Source organism: Exiguobacterium undae DSM 14481 (genome assembly GCF_000620805.1).
GTDB classification, from domain to species: Bacteria; Bacillota; Bacilli; order Exiguobacteriales; family Exiguobacteriaceae; genus Exiguobacterium_A; species Exiguobacterium_A undae.
On sequence record NZ_KK211187.1, the window covers coordinates 838,730 to 855,944 of the forward strand.

At 48.6% G+C, this 17,215-nt stretch carries 15 protein-coding genes; 12 read left to right on the top strand and 3 right to left on the bottom strand.

Translation table 11 applies throughout. The features are described from left to right. Positions 1 to 25: 25 nt before the first annotated feature. Genes P397_RS0104940 through P397_RS0104950 form a run of 3 tightly spaced genes read left to right on the top strand, consistent with a single transcriptional unit; the run spans position 26 to position 1,895 of the window. Positions 26 to 892: an NAD-dependent epimerase/dehydratase family protein gene (locus P397_RS0104940; protein ID WP_028105816.1), complete on the top strand. Its 867-nt coding sequence runs from the start codon at positions 26 to 28 to the stop codon at positions 890 to 892. Then, positions 889 to 1,401, top strand: a complete 513-nt coding sequence (locus tag P397_RS0104945) for a GNAT family N-acetyltransferase (RefSeq protein ID WP_028105817.1) — start codon at positions 889 to 891, stop codon at positions 1,399 to 1,401. Before P397_RS0104940 ends, P397_RS0104945 begins: the two co-directional genes overlap by 4 nt. A gap of 5 nt (positions 1,402 to 1,406) precedes the next feature. Further along, a complete protein-coding gene (locus tag P397_RS0104950) occupies positions 1,407 to 1,895 on the top strand; it encodes a GNAT family N-acetyltransferase (RefSeq protein WP_051523890.1) in 489 nt (162 codons plus the stop codon). Between the two features lie 79 nt (positions 1,896 to 1,974). Here P397_RS0104950 and P397_RS0104955 read toward each other — a convergent pair whose 3' ends face one another. Further along, positions 1,975 to 2,970: an NAD(P)/FAD-dependent oxidoreductase gene (locus tag P397_RS0104955; protein WP_026832246.1), complete on the bottom strand. Its 996-nt coding sequence runs from the start codon at positions 2,968 to 2,970 to the stop codon at positions 1,975 to 1,977. 243 nt (positions 2,971 to 3,213) lie between these two features. Between P397_RS0104955 and P397_RS0104960 the strand changes: the two genes are divergently transcribed. The 6 genes from P397_RS0104960 to P397_RS0104985 all read left to right on the top strand — a co-directional run bounded on the left by P397_RS0104960 (position 3,214) and on the right by P397_RS0104985 (position 11,414). Continuing rightward, complete coding sequence (locus P397_RS0104960; RefSeq protein WP_026832247.1) at positions 3,214 to 4,425, top strand: NAD(P)/FAD-dependent oxidoreductase; 1,212 nt, start codon at positions 3,214 to 3,216, stop codon at positions 4,423 to 4,425. Between the two features lie 81 nt (positions 4,426 to 4,506). Beyond that, positions 4,507 to 4,824 carry a YuiB family protein gene (locus P397_RS0104965; RefSeq protein WP_026832248.1) on the top strand — a complete coding sequence of 106 codons (318 nt, stop codon included), beginning with the start codon at positions 4,507 to 4,509 and terminating at the stop codon, positions 4,822 to 4,824. A gap of 103 nt (positions 4,825 to 4,927) precedes the next feature. Then, on the top strand, positions 4,928 to 5,785 hold the full coding sequence (gene glcT, locus P397_RS0104970; protein ID WP_026827654.1) for a glucose PTS transporter transcription antiterminator GlcT: 858 nt from the start codon (positions 4,928 to 4,930) through the stop codon (positions 5,783 to 5,785). Positions 5,786 to 6,007: 222 nt separating this feature from the next. Beyond that, positions 6,008 to 7,531 carry a glucose-specific PTS transporter subunit IIBC gene (ptsG, locus tag P397_RS0104975; RefSeq protein ID WP_028105819.1) on the top strand — a complete coding sequence of 508 codons (1,524 nt, stop codon included), beginning with the start codon at positions 6,008 to 6,010 and terminating at the stop codon, positions 7,529 to 7,531. A gap of 132 nt (positions 7,532 to 7,663) precedes the next feature. Further along, entirely contained in the window at positions 7,664 to 9,757 is a 2,094-nt protein-coding gene (ptsG, locus tag P397_RS0104980) for a glucose-specific PTS transporter subunit IIBC (protein WP_026832250.1), read from the top strand. A 145-nt stretch (positions 9,758 to 9,902) separates the two neighbouring features. After that, the gene (locus P397_RS0104985; RefSeq protein ID WP_028105820.1) at positions 9,903 to 11,414 is read left to right on the top strand and encodes an MDR family MFS transporter; all 1,512 of its coding nucleotides are present in this window, start codon (positions 9,903 to 9,905) and stop codon (positions 11,412 to 11,414) included. Positions 11,415 to 11,753: 339 nt separating this feature from the next. Here P397_RS0104985 and ptsP read toward each other — a convergent pair whose 3' ends face one another. Further along, complete coding sequence (gene ptsP / locus P397_RS0104990; protein WP_028105821.1) at positions 11,754 to 13,478, bottom strand: phosphoenolpyruvate--protein phosphotransferase; 1,725 nt, start codon at positions 13,476 to 13,478, stop codon at positions 11,754 to 11,756. A 353-nt stretch (positions 13,479 to 13,831) separates the two neighbouring features. Between ptsP and P397_RS0104995 the strand changes: the two genes are divergently transcribed. The 3 genes from P397_RS0104995 to P397_RS0105000 are packed head-to-tail and all read left to right on the top strand — an operon-like array spanning position 13,832 to position 16,081. Beyond that, positions 13,832 to 15,265, top strand: coding sequence for a leucyl aminopeptidase (locus P397_RS0104995; protein ID WP_028105822.1), 1,434 nt, complete (start codon positions 13,832 to 13,834; stop codon positions 15,263 to 15,265). After that, a complete protein-coding gene (locus P397_RS17910) occupies positions 15,265 to 15,432 on the top strand; it encodes a hypothetical protein (protein WP_156508406.1) in 168 nt (55 codons plus the stop codon). Before P397_RS0104995 ends, P397_RS17910 begins: the two co-directional genes overlap by 1 nt. Continuing rightward, positions 15,413 to 16,081 (top strand): DUF429 domain-containing protein, encoded by a 669-nt coding sequence (locus P397_RS0105000; protein ID WP_028105823.1) that lies wholly within the window; start codon positions 15,413 to 15,415, stop codon positions 16,079 to 16,081. Before P397_RS17910 ends, P397_RS0105000 begins: the two co-directional genes overlap by 20 nt. Here P397_RS0105000 and ytvI read toward each other — a convergent pair. Continuing rightward, entirely contained in the window at positions 16,065 to 17,189 is a 1,125-nt protein-coding gene (gene ytvI / locus P397_RS0105005; protein WP_028105824.1) for a sporulation integral membrane protein YtvI, read from the bottom strand. The two genes, P397_RS0105000 and ytvI, sit on opposite strands and share 17 nt — an antisense overlap. Between the last annotated feature and the right edge of the window lie 26 nt (positions 17,190 to 17,215).

Below are 17,215 nucleotides of genomic sequence, written 5' to 3' on the forward strand. Positions count from 1 at the left end.
ACGCCATGACGAGGGAGGACTATCGATGCGGAAAGTACTGATTTTTGGTGGAACACGTTACTTTGGTCGACGGTTGGCATTACGGCTTGCGGAATCGGGGGATGATGTGACGATTGTCACGCGCGGCGAGCATACACCGCCGGTCGCGAAGGGCTTGACATTTTTTAAGGGAGACCGGACGTCAAGCAGTACGATGAAGGATCTTGGAAGTCAGAACTGGGACATCATCTATGACAATATCTGCTTTAATCCATATCAGGCGAAGCTTGCGGTGGATGCTTTTGAAGGAAAAGTCGGCCGCTATATCTTAACGTCGACGATGTCCGTTTATGAGCAGGGTGGAACAAACATCTCAGAGCGGACTTACAATCCGTTTCCCGGGAAATATGACTTGGAAAAAGAACATGATTACGGGGAAGGAAAACGTCAGGCAGAAAGTTACTTTTTCCAACGGGCGACTTTCCCGGTCATCGCCGTTCGATTCCCGGTCGTCCTAGGACCGGACGATTATACGGAACGACTGGTGTTCCATATTAAACGGGCCTTGGCCAATCAACCGATCGTTGCTGAAAATTTATATGCGAAGATGGGTTATATCTCGAGTTATGAAGCGGCAGCCTTCCTCGAATGGTGCGGTCGGTCGACGATGACCGGACCAATCAATGCAGCAAGTGACGGCGTGTTATCGATTCAGGACTTAATGGATAAAATTGATCGCGTGGCGAAGACGACCTCCCGGTTTGAAACGAAGGGAGACGATCCGTCCCCATTGGCACCGGGTCACGATTTTTATATGGATACGACAGCCGCAAAACAAGCGGGGTATTTATTCCAACATGTCGACGACTGGCTCGATCGACTCATTGAAGAGGAGGTTCGCAATCACAAATGATTACGTTAATCAAACCGTCCGTGCAACTTGAAGTCGAATACCTCGATTTTCTGACCGAGTGGCAACAATCCGGTGAAGCCATCGTCCCAAGTGTCGTCAGCAAAACGTTTTTACCGTTAGCGGATTTTTTAGAGGCGCAGCAACAAGAAGAACAGGTGGCCCCGAAAAACTGGGTCACCCACTCGACCTATTGGTTGTACGACGGACAACGAATTGTCGGCGCGGTCAATTTCCGGCATGACTTAAACGACCAACTGCAACAAATCGGCGGTCATATCGGTTATGGGATTCGTCCGAGTGCCCGGCAGAACGGCTATGCGACGGAAGGCTTGCGTCAAGCGCTCGCCGTCGCGCGAGAGCGGGGGCTTGCCTCTGTCTTGATCACCTGCAGTGCGGACAATATCGCATCCGGCCGCGTCATCTTGGCGAACGGCGGTCAGGAGATTGCCTCGTATGTCACAGAGGACGGCGGACGTGTCCGGCGTTTCATCATTCCGCTGGGGGAATGAGCACCATGAACATTCGATTAGCCGTTCCGGAAGACGCCGACCGCATTGCGCAAGTGCACATCGCCTCTTGGCGGGAAACGTATCACAGCATCATTCCGACGATGTATCTGAAGCACTTGTCGCACGATAAGCGGGAGCAAGGTTGGCGGAAAAGTCTGACGGAAGGTCCGGTCTTCGTTGCGCTTGATCAGACAAACGAAGTCATCGGATTTGCGAACGGTGGACCAAGCAGGGGGAGCAAAGGGACGGAAGGAGAGTTGTACGCGCTGTATCTTTTAAAAACCCATCAAGGACAAGGGACAGGGAAGCGGTTGTTTGACCACGTCCTGGCAGACCTGCGGCAGCAAGGCTGCACGTCTTGTGTCGTCCATGTGTTGGCGGATAATCCGTCCCGTTTCTTTTATGAACGCTTCGGCGGACGTCTCGTTTTTGAACAACGGATCGAGCGGGGTGGGAAACAACTGATGGAGTACACGTATCGAATCATGCTCTGACGATCATCCAATCTATAAGCCAAAAAAAGCAGCGTCACTTCGATCCGGAAATCGAGGTGACGCTGCTGTTGGGTCATGCTTAATGGTTTTTGACTTTTTCAAAAAGACTTGTGGAGTGTTGCGGATGACGGGCTGATGGGTCAACAAGCAACTTCGCTTGGTTGACGGCAATCGGAGCTTCTCCGAAACCGGTCGCAATCAATTTGACACGACCGTCATAAGTCGCGATATCCCCACAGGCAAAGACGCCGGGAATCGCTGTTTCCATCTTCGAGTTAACGCGGATCGAATTGCGTTCGAACTCGACTTCCCACTCCTTGAGTGGTCCGAGCGAGGAAACGAAACCGAAGTTACAGACGACATCATCTGCGCCGACGACGATGACTTCATCCGTTTCGGCATGTTTAAACGTCAGCGTTTCGATGCTGTCATCCCCTGTGACCGATTCGAGCGTATACGGTGTCATGACATTGACGGACGAGTTATGCAACAATTCGACTGTATGTTCATGAGCCCGGAATTTATCACGACGGTGGACGAGCGTGACGGATTTGGCGATCGGCTCAAGCATCAAGGACCAGTCAACGGCGGAATCGCCGCCGCCGAGCAAGACGACTTGACGGTCTTTGAAGCGGTCCATCTCGTTGACGAAGTAATGCAGGTTACTTGTCTCAAACCGTTCTGCATCGGCAACGCCGAGCGGGCGGGCGGCAAACGAGCCGTTTCCGGCCGTCAGAATGACAGTTTTCGTGTAATGTTCTCCCTTATTCGTCACGAGGCGGATCAGTCCGTCATCGAGACGTTCGTAAGCAAGCACTGTCTCGCCGAGGACATAGGTCGGATCAAATTCGTTTGCCTGTTCGAGCAGACGATCGACTAAATCCTGTGCTTTGACTTTCGGGAAGCCGGCAATATCGTATATATATTTTTCAGGATAAAGCGTCGCCAGTTGTCCACCGAGTTGTGGCAGACTTTCGATGACTTTCGTCTTCATCTGACGCATGCCTGAGTAAAAAGCGGTAAACAGTCCGACTGGGCCACCGCCGATAATCGTTACATCATATGGTTGGTGCATCTGAGTCCCTCCTAAAGTTGGATACTCCTATTATATAGGAAGATGGGTTCCATGTGGCAAGTGCGGGACATCTCACATTTTTTTCAGGGATTGCATATTTTTACTTTGCAATCTATGATAGAAAATGGTTCAATGAACGTATAGACGTGTGAACATTATTTGAACAAAGTTTTTGAGCATTTATCTGCAATTGAATGTGAAGAAAATCACAACAAAACTATTAAGCGTAAGGGGTATCAGAACATGAACACACCAAACATTGTTATTCTTGGAGCCGGCTACGGTGGATTGATCACAGCAGTCAACCTTCAAAAAAAACTTGGCGTTGACCAAGCGAACATCACTTTAATCAACAAACACGATTATCATTACCAAACAACGTGGTTACACGAACCAGCAGCAGGAACGATGTCTGCTGAACAAGCGCGTATCTACATCAATGATGTCATCAATCCTTCACGTGTCAAACTTGTCAAAGGTATCGTCGAGAAGGTCGATACGGCAAACAACACAGTGAAGCTCGTCGACGGTGGAACAGTCCCTTACGATTATGTCGTCGTGGCGCTTGGTGGCGTTCCTGAAACATTCGGCATTAAAGGGTTGAAAGAGAACGCTCTAACGATCAGTTCATTGAACAGTGTCCGAAAAATCAAGGAACACATCGACTACTCATTCGCAGAGTACAAAACAACGGGTTCAACAAACCGTTCACTCTTGACGATCGTCGTCGGTGGTGCTGGATTTACGGGTATTGAGTTCATGGGTGAACTCGTCAACCGGATTCCGGAACTTTGCAAACAATATGATATCCCACGCGAACTCGTTCGTGTCGTCAATATCGAAGCGGCTCCAACGGTCCTTCCTGGATTTGATGCGGATCTCGTCAACTACGCACACAAATGGCTTGAGCGCCAAGGTATCGAGTTCAAACTCGGTAACGGCATCAAGGAATGTGCACCGGGCAGTGTGACATTCGGACCGCTCCAAGGTGACACAACAGAAACGATCGAAGCGAACACAATCATCTGGACAGGTGGCGTCAGCGGTAACCCGGTTGTTGCAGCATCTGGCTTTGAAGCGATGCGTAACCGTGTCGTCGTCGCAGAAGACCTCCGTGTTCCTGGACATGAAAATGTCTTCATGATCGGTGACTGTTCAGCTGTTATGGATCCGGCTTCAAACCGTCCGTACCCGCCGACTGCTCAGATCGCGACACAACAAGCACACAAAGTGGCTGAGAACATCTCGGCACTGATCGGTGGACGTCAAACATCGACATTCACATACGAGAACAAAGGAACGGTCGCTTCACTTGGTCATAAAGACGGCATCGGCATGGTCTTCGGTAAGAAGATTTACGGTCGCAATGCATCATTCATGAAAAAAGTCATCGACAACAAGCATTTCCTTGAGCTCAAAAAAATTGGTCTTGCCATCAAAAAAGGTAAATTCTAAGTTCACGTTTTAGGCAAATGTACACTCGTGCATTTGCCTTTTTTGTCGGTTATACTAAAAGAGATTCAAAGGGGGAACAGTATGCATATCATTCAAGCCGTGATCGGGAGTGTTCTTTATCTCGTCATGTTCTTTAGTATCGGTTTTATCTTAAACATGTTGTTACGCAGTACGTGGATCATGCTTGTGTTGTATCCGCTGATCATCATCATGATGATTGATAATCAATCGACGCTTGATTATTTCACGAATGCACGCGAAGCGATTCCGAATCTGGGTGAACGAATCATGGGTCTGCAGACGGCAGATGTCACGATGTTTGCAGCCGGTCTTGCCGGAATCATCATCGCCGGTATGTCGATTCGCTTCCTGCGTAAAAGCGGTTACCAAATGTTTTAAAGTCTACTTGAGTAAGTAGACTTTTTTAGTGCGTTAAAACACGTTATAATAAAAACAGTGTCTTTTTAAAAAAATGTGTAAGAGCAGATAGGGTTGAGAGCGAATGGATAAACAAATGTACCACGTTATCAAGGTCTTGAATAATAATGTCGTCATTTGTTCGACTGGTGCGAATCAGGAAGTCATTATCCTCGCGAAAGGGATTGGCTTCGGTCGGAAGCCAGGCGATCAACTAACGGATCTTGAGAAGCTGGAAAAAGTCTATACGTTAAAAGATAAAGACGAGCAGGCGCAGTACAAAGCACTCGTCGGGCATCTCGATGAAAACTTCATCGCTTTGATGAACGAGATCGTTTCCATGATTGAGACACGGTTCGGAAAACGTGTTGATGAACATATTCATATCGGATTGACGGATCACTTGACGTTTACCTTCAAACGCTTGGAGCAAGGGATGGAAGTGACGAATCCGTTTCTCGCGGAAACGGAAGCGTTGTATCCGGAAGAATATGCGCTGGCAGAAGAAATCGTTGAATTTATCAGTGCGGAGATGAATTTTTATTTACCACCGGCCGAAACAGGATTTATTGCCCTCCACATCCATTCGGCGACGAACTTCAAGGATGTTCTTGAAGTGAACCGGCATCATCAATTGGTCGGATTGATTGCCAGTCACATCGAGCAACGGTTGCAGATCAAAATCGATCGAAAATCATTGGATTACAAGCGCTTAATCCGCCACTTGCGTTCGGCGATTGAAAGGGTTTCCAATGGGGAGTATCTAGAGGCGCCAGAAAAAGTAGAAAAGCTATTGCGTGAAGAATATCCGCTGTGCTATGATACTGCTTGGGAGCTGATGTCCATCATGGAACGTCAGCTGAAGAAAGCGGTACCGCGCGGTGAAGCGACGTATCTTACGATGCATCTGCAACGCTTAGTGCAGTACGATTTAGGTAAATGACCGCACGGACTACGTGTTACTGATACGATCAGGCATGAGTGGGATGTCGGGCAAAATGGTTTATTTCCGTTAGAATTTTTTCGCGGGATAAGTGTATTTTGTCTACAATCCGCTTGTGCCTGATTTTTTTCTGTAAAAATCGGTCGGATGTCTGACTTTTTTCAACCCGTCATTGGTATTATTCATTATTTTTAGTTTTTACATCAAAAGGAGGAAACACACATGTTCAAACAGATTTTTGCTGTTCTTCAACGTGTTGGTAAAGCGTTGATGCTTCCTGTTGCGATTTTGCCTGCTGCCGGTATCTTACTCGGATTCGGTAACGCCATGCAAAATCCGAACTTGACGTCAAAACTCGAGTTCTTAAAAAATGATGCAATCATCAAGGTTGCAAAATTGATGGAAGCAGCCGGAGATATCATCTTCGGTAACTTAGCACTCTTATTCGCCGTCGGTGTCGCGATCGGATTAGCAGGAGACGGCGCAGCCGGACTTGCTGCCATCGTCGGATTCCTGATCATGAACAAAACGATGAGCATTTGGCTCGGCGTTACACCAGAAATGGTGTCAAATGGTCAAGGATATGCCAACGTACTTGGTATTCCAACGCTTCAAACAGGGGTTTTCGGTGGTATCATCATCGGTTTAATCGCCGCCTGGGCCTACGGGAAGTATCATAATCTCGAATTGCCGCAGTTCCTCGGATTCTTCGCAGGAAAACGTTTTGTTCCAATCGTTACAGCAGTTGTTTCATTGTTCGCAGGTCTTGTACTTGTTTTCGTTTGGCCGTTCGCTCAAGACGGGTTGAACACATTCTCCCACTTCATGATGGAGAAAAACCCGACGCTTGCAGCATTCGTCTTTGGTCTCATTGAACGTTCATTGATTCCATTTGGTCTTCACCATATCTTCTATGCACCATTCTGGTTCGAATTCGGTTCGTACACGAATGCAGCAGGAGACGTGGTTCGTGGTGACCAAGCAATTTTCTTCGCTCAGTTAAAAGATAACGTTGAATTAACAGCTGGTACGTTCATGACTGGTAAATTCCCGTTCATGATGTTCGGTCTTCCAGCAGCAGCACTTGCAATGTACCACGAAGCACGCCCAGAGCGTCGCGCAGTCGTTGGTGGTCTTCTTGGATCAGCAGCACTTACAGCTTTCTTAACAGGTATCACAGAGCCAATCGAATTCGCATTCTTATTCGTTGCTCCAATCTTGTTCGCAGTTCACGCAGTCTTCGCAGGTCTTTCGTTCATGACAATGCAACTCTTGAACGTTAAAATCGGGATGACATTCTCAGGTGGATTGATTGACTTCCTTCTCTTCGGTGTCCTTCCAGGACGTACGCAGTGGTGGCTCGTCATCGTCGTCGGTCTTGTTCTCGCAGTTGTTTACTACGTTGGATTCCGTTTCGCAATCCGCAAGTTCAACTTGAAAACACCAGGTCGTGAAGACGAAGTACAAGAAACGTCAATGGCTCAAGGATCTGAGCTTGCAGCAGGTATCCTCGATGCACTCGGTTCTGAATCAAACATCAAACACCTTGACGCATGTATCACACGTCTTCGTGTTGAAGTTCTTGATAAATCAAAAGTTGATAAAAACGAATTGAAAAAATTAGGTGCGGCAGGTGTTCTTGAGGTTGGTAACAACGTTCAAGCAATCTACGGACCAAAATCAGATAACATTAAATCTGAAATTCAAGCGGTCATCAACTCACGTAAACAAGAAAAATCAGTCTAATGCGCTAAAGGACCTTTCCGATTCGGAAAGGTTCTTTTTTTCTGGAAATAAATATGAAACAAATAGTTTTGTACGAGAAACATTAAGGGTATGAACTAAGTAGTCTGGTCAAAAAAAGGAGGGAAATCACTGATGTGGAAAAATGTGTTCGGTGTGTTGCAACGGATCGGTAAAGCGTTGATGTTACCGGTTGCGATCCTACCGGCAGCGGGGCTTCTCCTGGCGTTTGGTACGGCGTTTCAAAACCCGAATCTGACGCAGTATCTTCCGTTTCTCGAAAATGACGCACTGGTCGTCATTTGGCGGGTTATGCAGGATGCCGGGGATATCATCTTTGCCAATCTAGGATTATTGTTTGCCGTCGGGGTTGCGATTGGTCTTGCGAATGGTGAAGGGGTCGCAGGGTTAGCCGCGATTGTTGGATTCTTGATCATGAACAAGGTCATCAGTTCGTTTTTACAGATTACACCGGAAAAGATTACAGAAGCACAGCAGTCAAGTGACTTATCGTATGCCACCGTGTTAGGGATACCCACCCTGCAAATGGGGGTATTCGGAGGGATTATCGCCGGATTGATAGCGGCGTACAGCTATAATAAATTCTTTAAAATTAAATTGCCGGACTTCCTTGGATTCTTTGCCGGTAAACGGTTTGTCCCGATTGCTACAGCGCTATTTAGTTTAGTCGCTGGTTTTGCGCTGTCTTACATTTGGCCGCCGATCGGAACGGGAATCAATACGTTCTCGAAAACGATCATCGAATCAAATGAAACGTTATCTGCCTTCATCTTTGGATTAGTCGAACGTTCTCTTATTCCGTTTGGTCTGCACCACATTTGGTATTCAAGTTTCTGGTTCCAGTTTGGCGAATATACGGATAAAGCCGGTACGATCGTCAACGGGGATCAGCGGATTTTCTTCGCCCAGTTGAAAGACGGGGTTCCGTTCACAGCCGGGACATACATGACCGGTAAATATCCGTTCATGATGTTCGGACTTCCGGCTGCCTGTCTTGCGATGTACCATACCGTCGCAAAAGACCGCCGGAAAGCGGTCGAAGGGTTATACTTCTCCGCTGCCCTGACATCATTTTTGACAGGGATCACCGAGCCGGTTGAGTTCTCATTCGTATTCGTGGCACCATTGTTGTTTGCGGTTCACGCTGTTTTTGCCGGATTATCGTTCATGATCATGGACATTTTGAACGTCAAGATCGGGATGACATTCTCCGGGGGATTAATTGATTACACGTTATTTGGTATTTTACCGAACCGGACCTCCTGGTGGCTTGTCATACCGGTTGGACTTGCTTTCGCGGTCATCTACTACTTCGGTTTCCGCTTCGTCATCAAAAAGTTCGATTTGAAGATTCCCGGACGCGAAGCGATTCAGGAAGGAGCTGCAACATCAAGTGCAACGGCAGGCGAATTGCCGTATGAAATTCTGCAAGCCTTTGGCGGTGCCTCGAACATCAAACACTTGGATGCCTGTATCACGCGGCTCCGGATTACCGTCAACGATAAGTCGGGCGTCAACAAAGAGCGGTTGAAACAGTTGGGTGCCGCGGGTGTCCTTGAAGTCGGAGACAACGTACAAGCGATCTTCGGTCCGAAGTCGGATGGCATCAAGACCGAGATGGCAGAAATCATGAACGATCCGAACTATAAACCGCCGGTCAAACCGGAAGCAGATCCGATTCCACAAGTGCCGACGGGAGCGGAAGCACGGACCGATGACCGGTCGGGCTTAGCCGGAACAGACGGTGCTTATGTACCGAGTGACGGTTATGTTTCTCCATTGAGCGGTGTGATTCGTTCGCTCGATGACGTACCGGATCAAGTCTTCTCCGGACGGATGATGGGAGACGGTTATGCGATTGAGCCGACAGAAGGATATGTCGTTTCCCCGGTTTCGGGTGAAATCACAACCTTCTTCCCAACTAAACACGCGATTGGCATCCTTGCGGATAATGGAGACGAGATCTTGATTCATATCGGCATTGATACCGTTTCGCTTGAAGGAAAAGGATTTGAAGCCCTTGCGAAAGCGGGCGATCGGGTCGAACCAGGTTCGCCGTTGTTAAGCGTCGATCTGGAACAAATCCGACCACTCGTCCCGTCACTCCTGACACCAATCATCGTCACAAACAGCGGCGACCGGAAAGTCTCGGTCGATGTTGGAAAAACAGTCGAAGCCGGCGAAAAAATGTCGTATGATATCAAGTGATTTCCGCAAGACACGATCTCTTCTTTTGGAGAGAACGTGTCTTTTTTTGTTGTTATACATTCAGTAATGAGAATTTGCACATATGATGATACAATGAATAAGCTATTATGAAGATTAGCTATTTTTTCAAGGGAGAGGTGAGTCGATGGCTACGACTTCGACGAAAACACGTTATGTCGTGTTGGGTTTATTGATCGGGATTTTAGTGGCAGCAATGGATAATACCATCGTTGCGACGGCGATGCCGACGATTGTCAGTGAATTGAACGGATTTGATCAATATGCGTGGGTGACTTCCGCCTATATGATTGCGACCGTCGCCGGCATGCCGATTTTTGGTAAGTTGAGTGATATGTATGGTCGAAAAAGATTTTTCCTGTTCGGGATGTTACTTTTTATCGCCGGCAGTATACTGTGCGGAATGGCGGATTCGATCATTGAATTATCCATTTATCGTGCCGTTCAAGGTCTTGGCGGCGGTGCTTTGATGCCGATCGCGTTTACGATCATCTTTGATATTTTCCCACCGGAAAAGCGGGGGAAGGTCAGTGGATTATTTGGTGCCGTCTTCGGAATTTCAAGTATTTTCGGACCGTTGCTTGGTGCAGTCTTGACCGATGCCATCAACTGGCGTTGGGTGTTTTACATCAATATCCCGCTCGGCATATTGGCGTTGACGCTCGTCTCGCTGTTCTACAAGGAATCACCGGTTCACCGGACGCAAAAAATCGATTATGCCGGAGCGGTGACGTTAGTCGCAGGTTTAGTCCTGTTCTTATTGGCGCTTGAGATGGGCGGAAAAGATTACGCCTGGAGTTCACCGCAAATTTTAGGATTATTCGGTGCAGCACTTGTCGCCTTCATCGTCTTTGGTTTCATCGAACGTCGGGCGGCCGATCCCGTCATTACATTCAGTTTATTTAGACGCCAACTGTTTGCGGCGACACAAGGGGTGGCGTTCTTTTACGGATTTGTCTTCATCTCTGCCAGTGTCTTCATCCCGATCTTTGTGCAAGGAGTGTTTGGTGGAAGTGCGACCAATTCCGGTTTGATCTTGATGCCGATGCTGATCGCATCAGTCGTCTCGGCACAACTCGGCGGACGTCTGCCGAATAAATACGGATTCCGAAACGTCATGCTCGTCTCGGCCGTCTTCTTCTTGTTAGGGGTCTATCTGTTAAGCACGATGTCCGTTGAAACATCGAGAACAGCCATCACGATGTACATGATCATTTTAGGTTTTGGTGTCGGGTTCAGTTTCTCGTTACTCAACTTGGCGAGTATCAACGGTATTGAGATGCAACGTCGGGGAGCTGCCACTTCGATGGGGTCCACGTTTCGGACGATTGGGATGACGCTTGGGGTGACGGTTCTTGGGATCATCCAATCCCGGACGTTCTCATCGACGATCAGTGAACAGTTGCCAAACGGGAACGCACCGGATGGCGGACAATTCCCGACGGCTTCGGCTCTTGCGAAGATGCCGCCGGAAGTAGCGAACGCCATCAAGTCGTCACTTGCAGAATCGATTTCGTCCGTCTATTTATGGGCATTGATTCCAGCAGTGCTCGGTGTCGTCTTTGTGTTCTTGATGGGGAATGAACGACCAACCTTAAAAGAAGGGCAAGGCGAACGACCAAAAACGAAGCAAGCATAATGTGTCGATAAAACTAGTTAGATAAGCATTAACAGAAGAGAGGGAAGTGGATGTCAAAATCCGCTTTCCTTTTTTTGTTGTTCGAAATCATTCGATGCACGAGACTCCTACAGGAAAAAGCGCAAGTGTAAACTGCGCTGTCAGAGACAAACAAGACCCGCTTTTCTGCCCATACGGGGCAGGAAAACTGGCTTGTGTCTCGCCTGAGGAAAGCGAGTGCAAAGAGGAATGATTTCGACGTAGGTTAATCCGATTTCCCGCACAAAGTACAAGGAAAAGAGGATACTTTGTTAACGCGACAAAAAAACACGCCCCGAGATGGGACGTGTCCGAAACACCTTATTTTTTGATATCGAATGTCGTGCTGAGGAAGTTGACGACATCTTCCGCTGTGTCCATATCGAGTACTTGTTCGACGATTGCTTCACACTCTGCTTTGTTCAAGCGAGTCATCAAGCTGCGTGCACGAAGGACAGATGAAGCTGACATCGAGAATTCGTCGAGTCCGAGTCCGAGGAGGATCGGGAGAGCGAGTTCTTCTCCAGCCATCTCACCACACATGCCGACCCATTTGCCTGCTTTGTGTGCTTCTGTAATGACGTTGTTCAACAAGTTCAAGATCGCTGGGTTGAATGGTTGGTAGAGATACGAAACTTTTTCATTCATCCGGTCAGCTGCCATTGTGTATTGAATCAAGTCGTTTGTTCCGACTGAGAAGAAGTCGACTTCTTTTGCGAATTGTTTCGCCATGACAGCCGTTGACGGAATCTCGACCATCATCCCGACTTCGATCTCTTCTGAAACCGTCACACCTTCTGCTTGAAGGTTTGCTTTTTCTTCCAAGAGAAGTGCTTTTGCTGCACGGAATTCTTCGAGTGTCGCGATCATTGGGAACATGACAGCAAGTTTTCCGTAGGCACTTGCGCGGAGAAGGGCACGGAGTTGTGTCCGGAACAGATCTGTTTGATCCAGGCAAAGACGGATCGCACGGTATCCGAGGAACGGGTTCATCTCATGCGGGAGATCGAGGTAAGACAATTCTTTGTCGCCGCCGATATCAAGTGTCCGGATGACAACTTTTTTATCGCCCATCGATTCGAGAACCGTTTTGTATGCCGTGAACTGCTCGTCTTCCGTCGGGAACGTTTCAGCGTCCATGTAGAGGAACTCTGTCCGGTATAATCCGACTGCTTCCGCACCGTTTTCGAGAACACCTTTTACATCGTTTGGTGTTCCGATGTTCGCTGCGAGCTCGACGTGATGACCGTCCGCTGTAACTGTTTTTTCGTTTTTGAGTTTTTTCCACTCTTCTTTTTGAGCGATATACGCTGAACGTTTTTCTTCATATTCTGCGATTTGTTCGCTTGAAGGGTTGACGATGACGTCACCTTCCGTACCGTCAAGAATCAAGAAATCACCGTGTTTGACTTCCGTCAAGACGACTTTTGTTCCGACGACAGCCGGAATTTCAAGAGAACGGGACATGATCGCCGAGTGCGAAGTCCGTCCACCGATGTTCGTAGCAAATCCTTTTGCATACTTCCGGTTGAGTTGTGCTGTATCTGAAGGTGTTAAATCTTCTGCAATGATGATGACTTCTTCATTGATCTGAGCTGGCGTGACGAACGTGATGCCGAGCAAGTGGGCCATCGTCCGTTTCGTAACGTCACGGACATCGGCTGCACGCTCACGCATGTATTCGTTGTCCATTGACTCAAAGATCATGACCATCATCTGTGACACTTCATCAAGTGCTTGAGCGGCGTTCGTTTTCTCATCGTCGATCTTCGCGTTGACCTGACTCACGATTTCCGGGTCTTCCAAAATCAAGAGGTGAGCGGAGAAGATCTCTGCTTTGTCTGCGCCAAGTTCTTGTAACGTGTTTTCACGGATGATTTCGAGTTCACCCTTCGATTTGACGATTGCAGCCTGGAAACGTTCCTTTTCTGCTGCCGAGTCCTCGATTTTATTCGTCGGAATGTCAAAGACAGGTGTTTCCATTACGAATGCTTTCGCAATCGCAATCCCTGCAGAAGCGCCAATTCCTTTGATATGCTGTGCCATGTGCATTACCCTCTTTTCAGTAAGTTTTTTCGCCGCAGCGACGTCATTTCTTTGCTATCTATAGATACCCATAAACGCATCTCTCTTAACGGGTCGCTTGCGGACTCTCCCTTTGAATGAAAACGTAGACATTTCTGTCGTTGCCAAATGACCGTTTGCTAGAAGTGCCTGTCCTTTTCACCTGTTTAATCCTATCACATTGTGAAACGGGCAACAATTGTTTGAAACGCTCCAAATCGACAAATTAACGAACGTCTTTTATGAGAGCGGTTTCATTGTTTCCGGGGGCTATCAGTTGGAAAATAAGATCAAACGCTTCATACTAATACATATTACTAAAGGGGGACACACATATGCGATGGAATCAAGTAGATCAACAAGCACATGTCGAAGTACTCGTTGTCGGCATTTCAGGAAACCAACCGGTTGAGGAGCGGATCCGGTCACTTTATCCGGACCGATTGGATGAGTGGGTGCGCCGAGGTGACATCTCGACGAAACAAGGGGAATTGCGTTTATTGCCGACACTGACAGGTACGGTCGAACGTGTCCTATTCGTTGGTCTGGGAAAAGCAGAAGGTCTTACGACGGATTCACTTCGCCGGTTACTCGGGAAAGCGGCTCAATTCTTAAAAGCACGGAAGCTCGCCAAAGTGACAGTGGACGCAACGACGTTTCCGAATCAGCCGGTCGAATTGATTGCGGAGGCATTCGGATTAGCTACATACGATGTCAAACATTATAAGACGAGCACACATGCGACGTATGAGCTGGACTTGACGATCTGGTCGGATGCGGGAGAACAGGACGTCGTACGTGGAGCGGCACTGGCTGAAGCGACGAATCTTGCTCGTCGTCTCGTGACGATGCCCGGGAATTTATTGACGGCTCCCGCCTTGGCCGATGAAGCGCGTTTCATCGCGGAGCGGTACGGACATGAATTGCAGATTCTTGAAAAAGAAGAGATGGAAGCACTCGGGATGGGCGCATTGCTTGCCGTCAACCAAGGGTCGACGATTCCGCCAAAATTGATTGTCCTTGAATATAAAGGTGCAGGCGATGAGGCGCCGATTGCCGTCGTCGGTAAGGGTGTGACGTTTGATACGGGCGGTTACTCGATTAAACCAAAAGATGGGATTGTCGGAATGAAAGGTGACATGGGGGGAGCGGCAGCTGTTCTCGGATTGTTCGAAGCGCTCGGGCAACTGAAGCCGAATGTAAATGTGTTAGGTGTCATTCCGGCGACGGATAACATGATTTCCGGTGATGCATTTAAGCCGGATGATGTCATCACATCGATGGCAGGAAAAACAATCGAGATCCTCAATACGGATGCAGAAGGGCGCCTCGTTTTAGCAGATGCTGTGACCTACGCCAAAGAGTACAAACCGAAGATGATCATCGATCTTGCGACGTTGACGGGCGGCGTCCTGGTGGCTCTCGGAACAGAAATCACCGGCGCCTTGACGAACGATGCCGCATTATATGAACGGTTTGAAGCCGTGACGCAAGAAACGAACGAAATGATCTGGCAGATGCCCTACGTCGATCAGTTCATCAAACAAGTCCGTCGCTCTGATGTCGCAGACTTAAACAACTCACCGGGACGGATGGGACATATGATCTTTGGCGGTGCCTTCGTCGGAGAATTCGTTGGTGACACGCCGTGGCTCCACCTCGATATCGCCGGGACGTCCGAGCAAAAAGCGGCGTCTGAACTTGGTCCAAAAGGTGCGACCGGTGTCATGGTCCGGAGTCTGTATCGGTTCGTCGAACAAGAAAAATGATGCGGCTTAACAGTGTACTCGTCCTTTTGACCGTCATCAGCATCGTCTGGTACCTCGATTCACGTAATCAAGTGGCTTTAGCCGCAGCGACCTTTTTAGGGGTCTTCACTATTTTGTCGCTCTTAAAAATGATACGGGAGCAGTCCAATGGACGTCACCGGGATTGACGCGGCGAAAGCCGGCTGGGTGGCGGTATCGATTAAAGACGGTCAGTTTTCTTGGATGGTGGCGTTGTCCCTTTCGGAAATCGAGCTCAGGACGACGATCTACATTGATATGCCGATTGGACTGGAACAAAACAAACGCCGGCTGGTCGATCAGTTGCTGCGAGCAGAATTAAAGCCGGGGCGAACGAGCAGCGTGTTTAATGCGCCATTGCTGGCTGCGCTCGAGCAGTCCGATTATCAGGCGGCAAATGACCATTCGAAGCAACAGGCAGGTCTTGGACTATCGAAGCAAGCATGGTATTTGTTACCGAAAATCCGCCAGGTACGGACCCATTACCAAGCGGGCATGATGGAATCGCATCCGGAAGTCTGTTTTGCCCGCCTGACGGGTCATCCCGCACGGTACAATAAACGGACAGCCGAAGGGCTGGCCGAACGGACGGAACTTTTGGTCCGGTACGGCTGTCCGCCTTACTGGGAGTTGCGTGTACCGGGCGTTGCGACCGATGACTGGGTCGATGCCTGTCTGCTTGCCGTCGCAGCGACATTACCGGTTTCGTATGTCCCGGAACATCGTCCGCTCGACGTCACTGGTCTGCCGTTATATGCCGCCTTACCAAAAAAGATCACCTTCACCGAAACGGTGTAGGTGATCCTTTGATAAATGACCAGAGGTAGTGGAAGATTCGGGCATTGTGTAGGGCCTTGATGATGACTGCGACCAATGGTCCTAAAATCAAGCCGAACACGCCGAAAAATTGAATTCCGACAAACAGGGCGATCAACGCCGTAATCGGTTGAATCCCGATATTGTCGCCGACAATCTTTGGTTCCATGATGTTTCGTTGCAAAATCACGAGCGCGTACAGAATCCCAAGTCCAATCGCCAGTCCGGTATCGCCGGTCACGATGGAATAGGCAATCCAAGGTAAGAAGACGGAGCCGGTTCCAAGGTAAGGCAAGATATCGAAAAATGCCGCGATGAAGGCAATCGCAAAGGGATGTTCGACGCCGATGATCAGCAGTCCGACGAGGACGATGAAAAACGTAATCGTAATCAAGGTCAACTGTGCCTTGATATAACCGAACAAAGCGGACCGGAGACTCGTGACGACGGATTCAGCACGGGCGAACCACGGCAACATCTCATATTGTTTCAAACGGATCTCATACCGGTGCCAATCTTTTGCGATAAAGAACCAGGCGAGCAACACGATGACCAAAATCAGTGCAATCGAAGGAAGCGTCGCTAAAATCGTCTGCAGCATTCCGGCCATGTTTTTGGAACCTTCACCGATCGCGCTGGCGAGCGAGCTGCCGAGCGATTGAATGCTGTTTTGGACCGTATTTTGTTGCGACGGTTCGAGCGACCGGAGTGCTTCTGAGGCATCATTCCAAATCGGTGCCAATTTTTCATTGTAGAGCTTTTGGAAATAAAGACTGAGCTCTTGAATCTGTGCCGGCAACTGGTTCGCGACAAACACCAGTCCACGGATCAATTGCATGATGATGAGGACGAGTGATCCGATCAACAGACTACTGATCAGAATGATGGACAGGAGAGCACCCCATCCTCGGTTGATGCGGAGCCGCTTTTGGAAAAAGTCGACGAGCGGTCGACTAAACAGAGCCAGTAAAAAGGCGAAAACGAACGGGTACATGAAAGAAGACAAGCGAATAATCAGCCAACCGATGAAAAAGATGGCAAGGATGACGCCAAGGAAACGAGCTAATTGCCACAAACGTTCAGTCGACATAAGCAACACCTCTTACTATGTATGGA

What these genes read in the sequence shown, in the direction of transcription:
- P397_RS0104940 (WP_028105816.1), top strand. Translation starts at nt 26, where the DNA reads ATGCGGAAAGTACTGATTTTTGGTGGAACACGTTACTTTGGTCGACGG.
- P397_RS0104945 (WP_028105817.1), top strand. Translation starts at nt 889, where the DNA reads ATGATTACGTTAATCAAACCGTCCGTGCAACTTGAAGTCGAATACCTC.
- P397_RS0104950 (WP_051523890.1), top strand. Translation starts at nt 1,407, where the DNA reads ATGAACATTCGATTAGCCGTTCCGGAAGACGCCGACCGCATTGCGCAA.
- P397_RS0104955 (WP_026832246.1), bottom strand. Translation starts at nt 2,970, where the DNA reads ATGCACCAACCATATGATGTAACGATTATCGGCGGTGGCCCAGTCGGA.
- P397_RS0104960 (WP_026832247.1), top strand. Translation starts at nt 3,214, where the DNA reads ATGAACACACCAAACATTGTTATTCTTGGAGCCGGCTACGGTGGATTG.
- P397_RS0104965 (WP_026832248.1), top strand. Translation starts at nt 4,507, where the DNA reads ATGCATATCATTCAAGCCGTGATCGGGAGTGTTCTTTATCTCGTCATG.
- glcT (WP_026827654.1), top strand. Translation starts at nt 4,928, where the DNA reads ATGGATAAACAAATGTACCACGTTATCAAGGTCTTGAATAATAATGTC.
- ptsG (WP_028105819.1), top strand. Translation starts at nt 6,008, where the DNA reads ATGTTCAAACAGATTTTTGCTGTTCTTCAACGTGTTGGTAAAGCGTTG.
- ptsG (WP_026832250.1), top strand. Translation starts at nt 7,664, where the DNA reads ATGTGGAAAAATGTGTTCGGTGTGTTGCAACGGATCGGTAAAGCGTTG.
- P397_RS0104985 (WP_028105820.1), top strand. Translation starts at nt 9,903, where the DNA reads ATGGCTACGACTTCGACGAAAACACGTTATGTCGTGTTGGGTTTATTG.
- ptsP (WP_028105821.1), bottom strand. Translation starts at nt 13,478, where the DNA reads ATGGCACAGCATATCAAAGGAATTGGCGCTTCTGCAGGGATTGCGATT.
- P397_RS0104995 (WP_028105822.1), top strand. Translation starts at nt 13,832, where the DNA reads ATGCGATGGAATCAAGTAGATCAACAAGCACATGTCGAAGTACTCGTT.
- P397_RS17910 (WP_156508406.1), top strand. Translation starts at nt 15,265, where the DNA reads ATGCGGCTTAACAGTGTACTCGTCCTTTTGACCGTCATCAGCATCGTC.
- P397_RS0105000 (WP_028105823.1), top strand. Translation starts at nt 15,413, where the DNA reads ATGGACGTCACCGGGATTGACGCGGCGAAAGCCGGCTGGGTGGCGGTA.
- ytvI (WP_028105824.1), bottom strand. Translation starts at nt 17,189, where the DNA reads ATGTCGACTGAACGTTTGTGGCAATTAGCTCGTTTCCTTGGCGTCATC.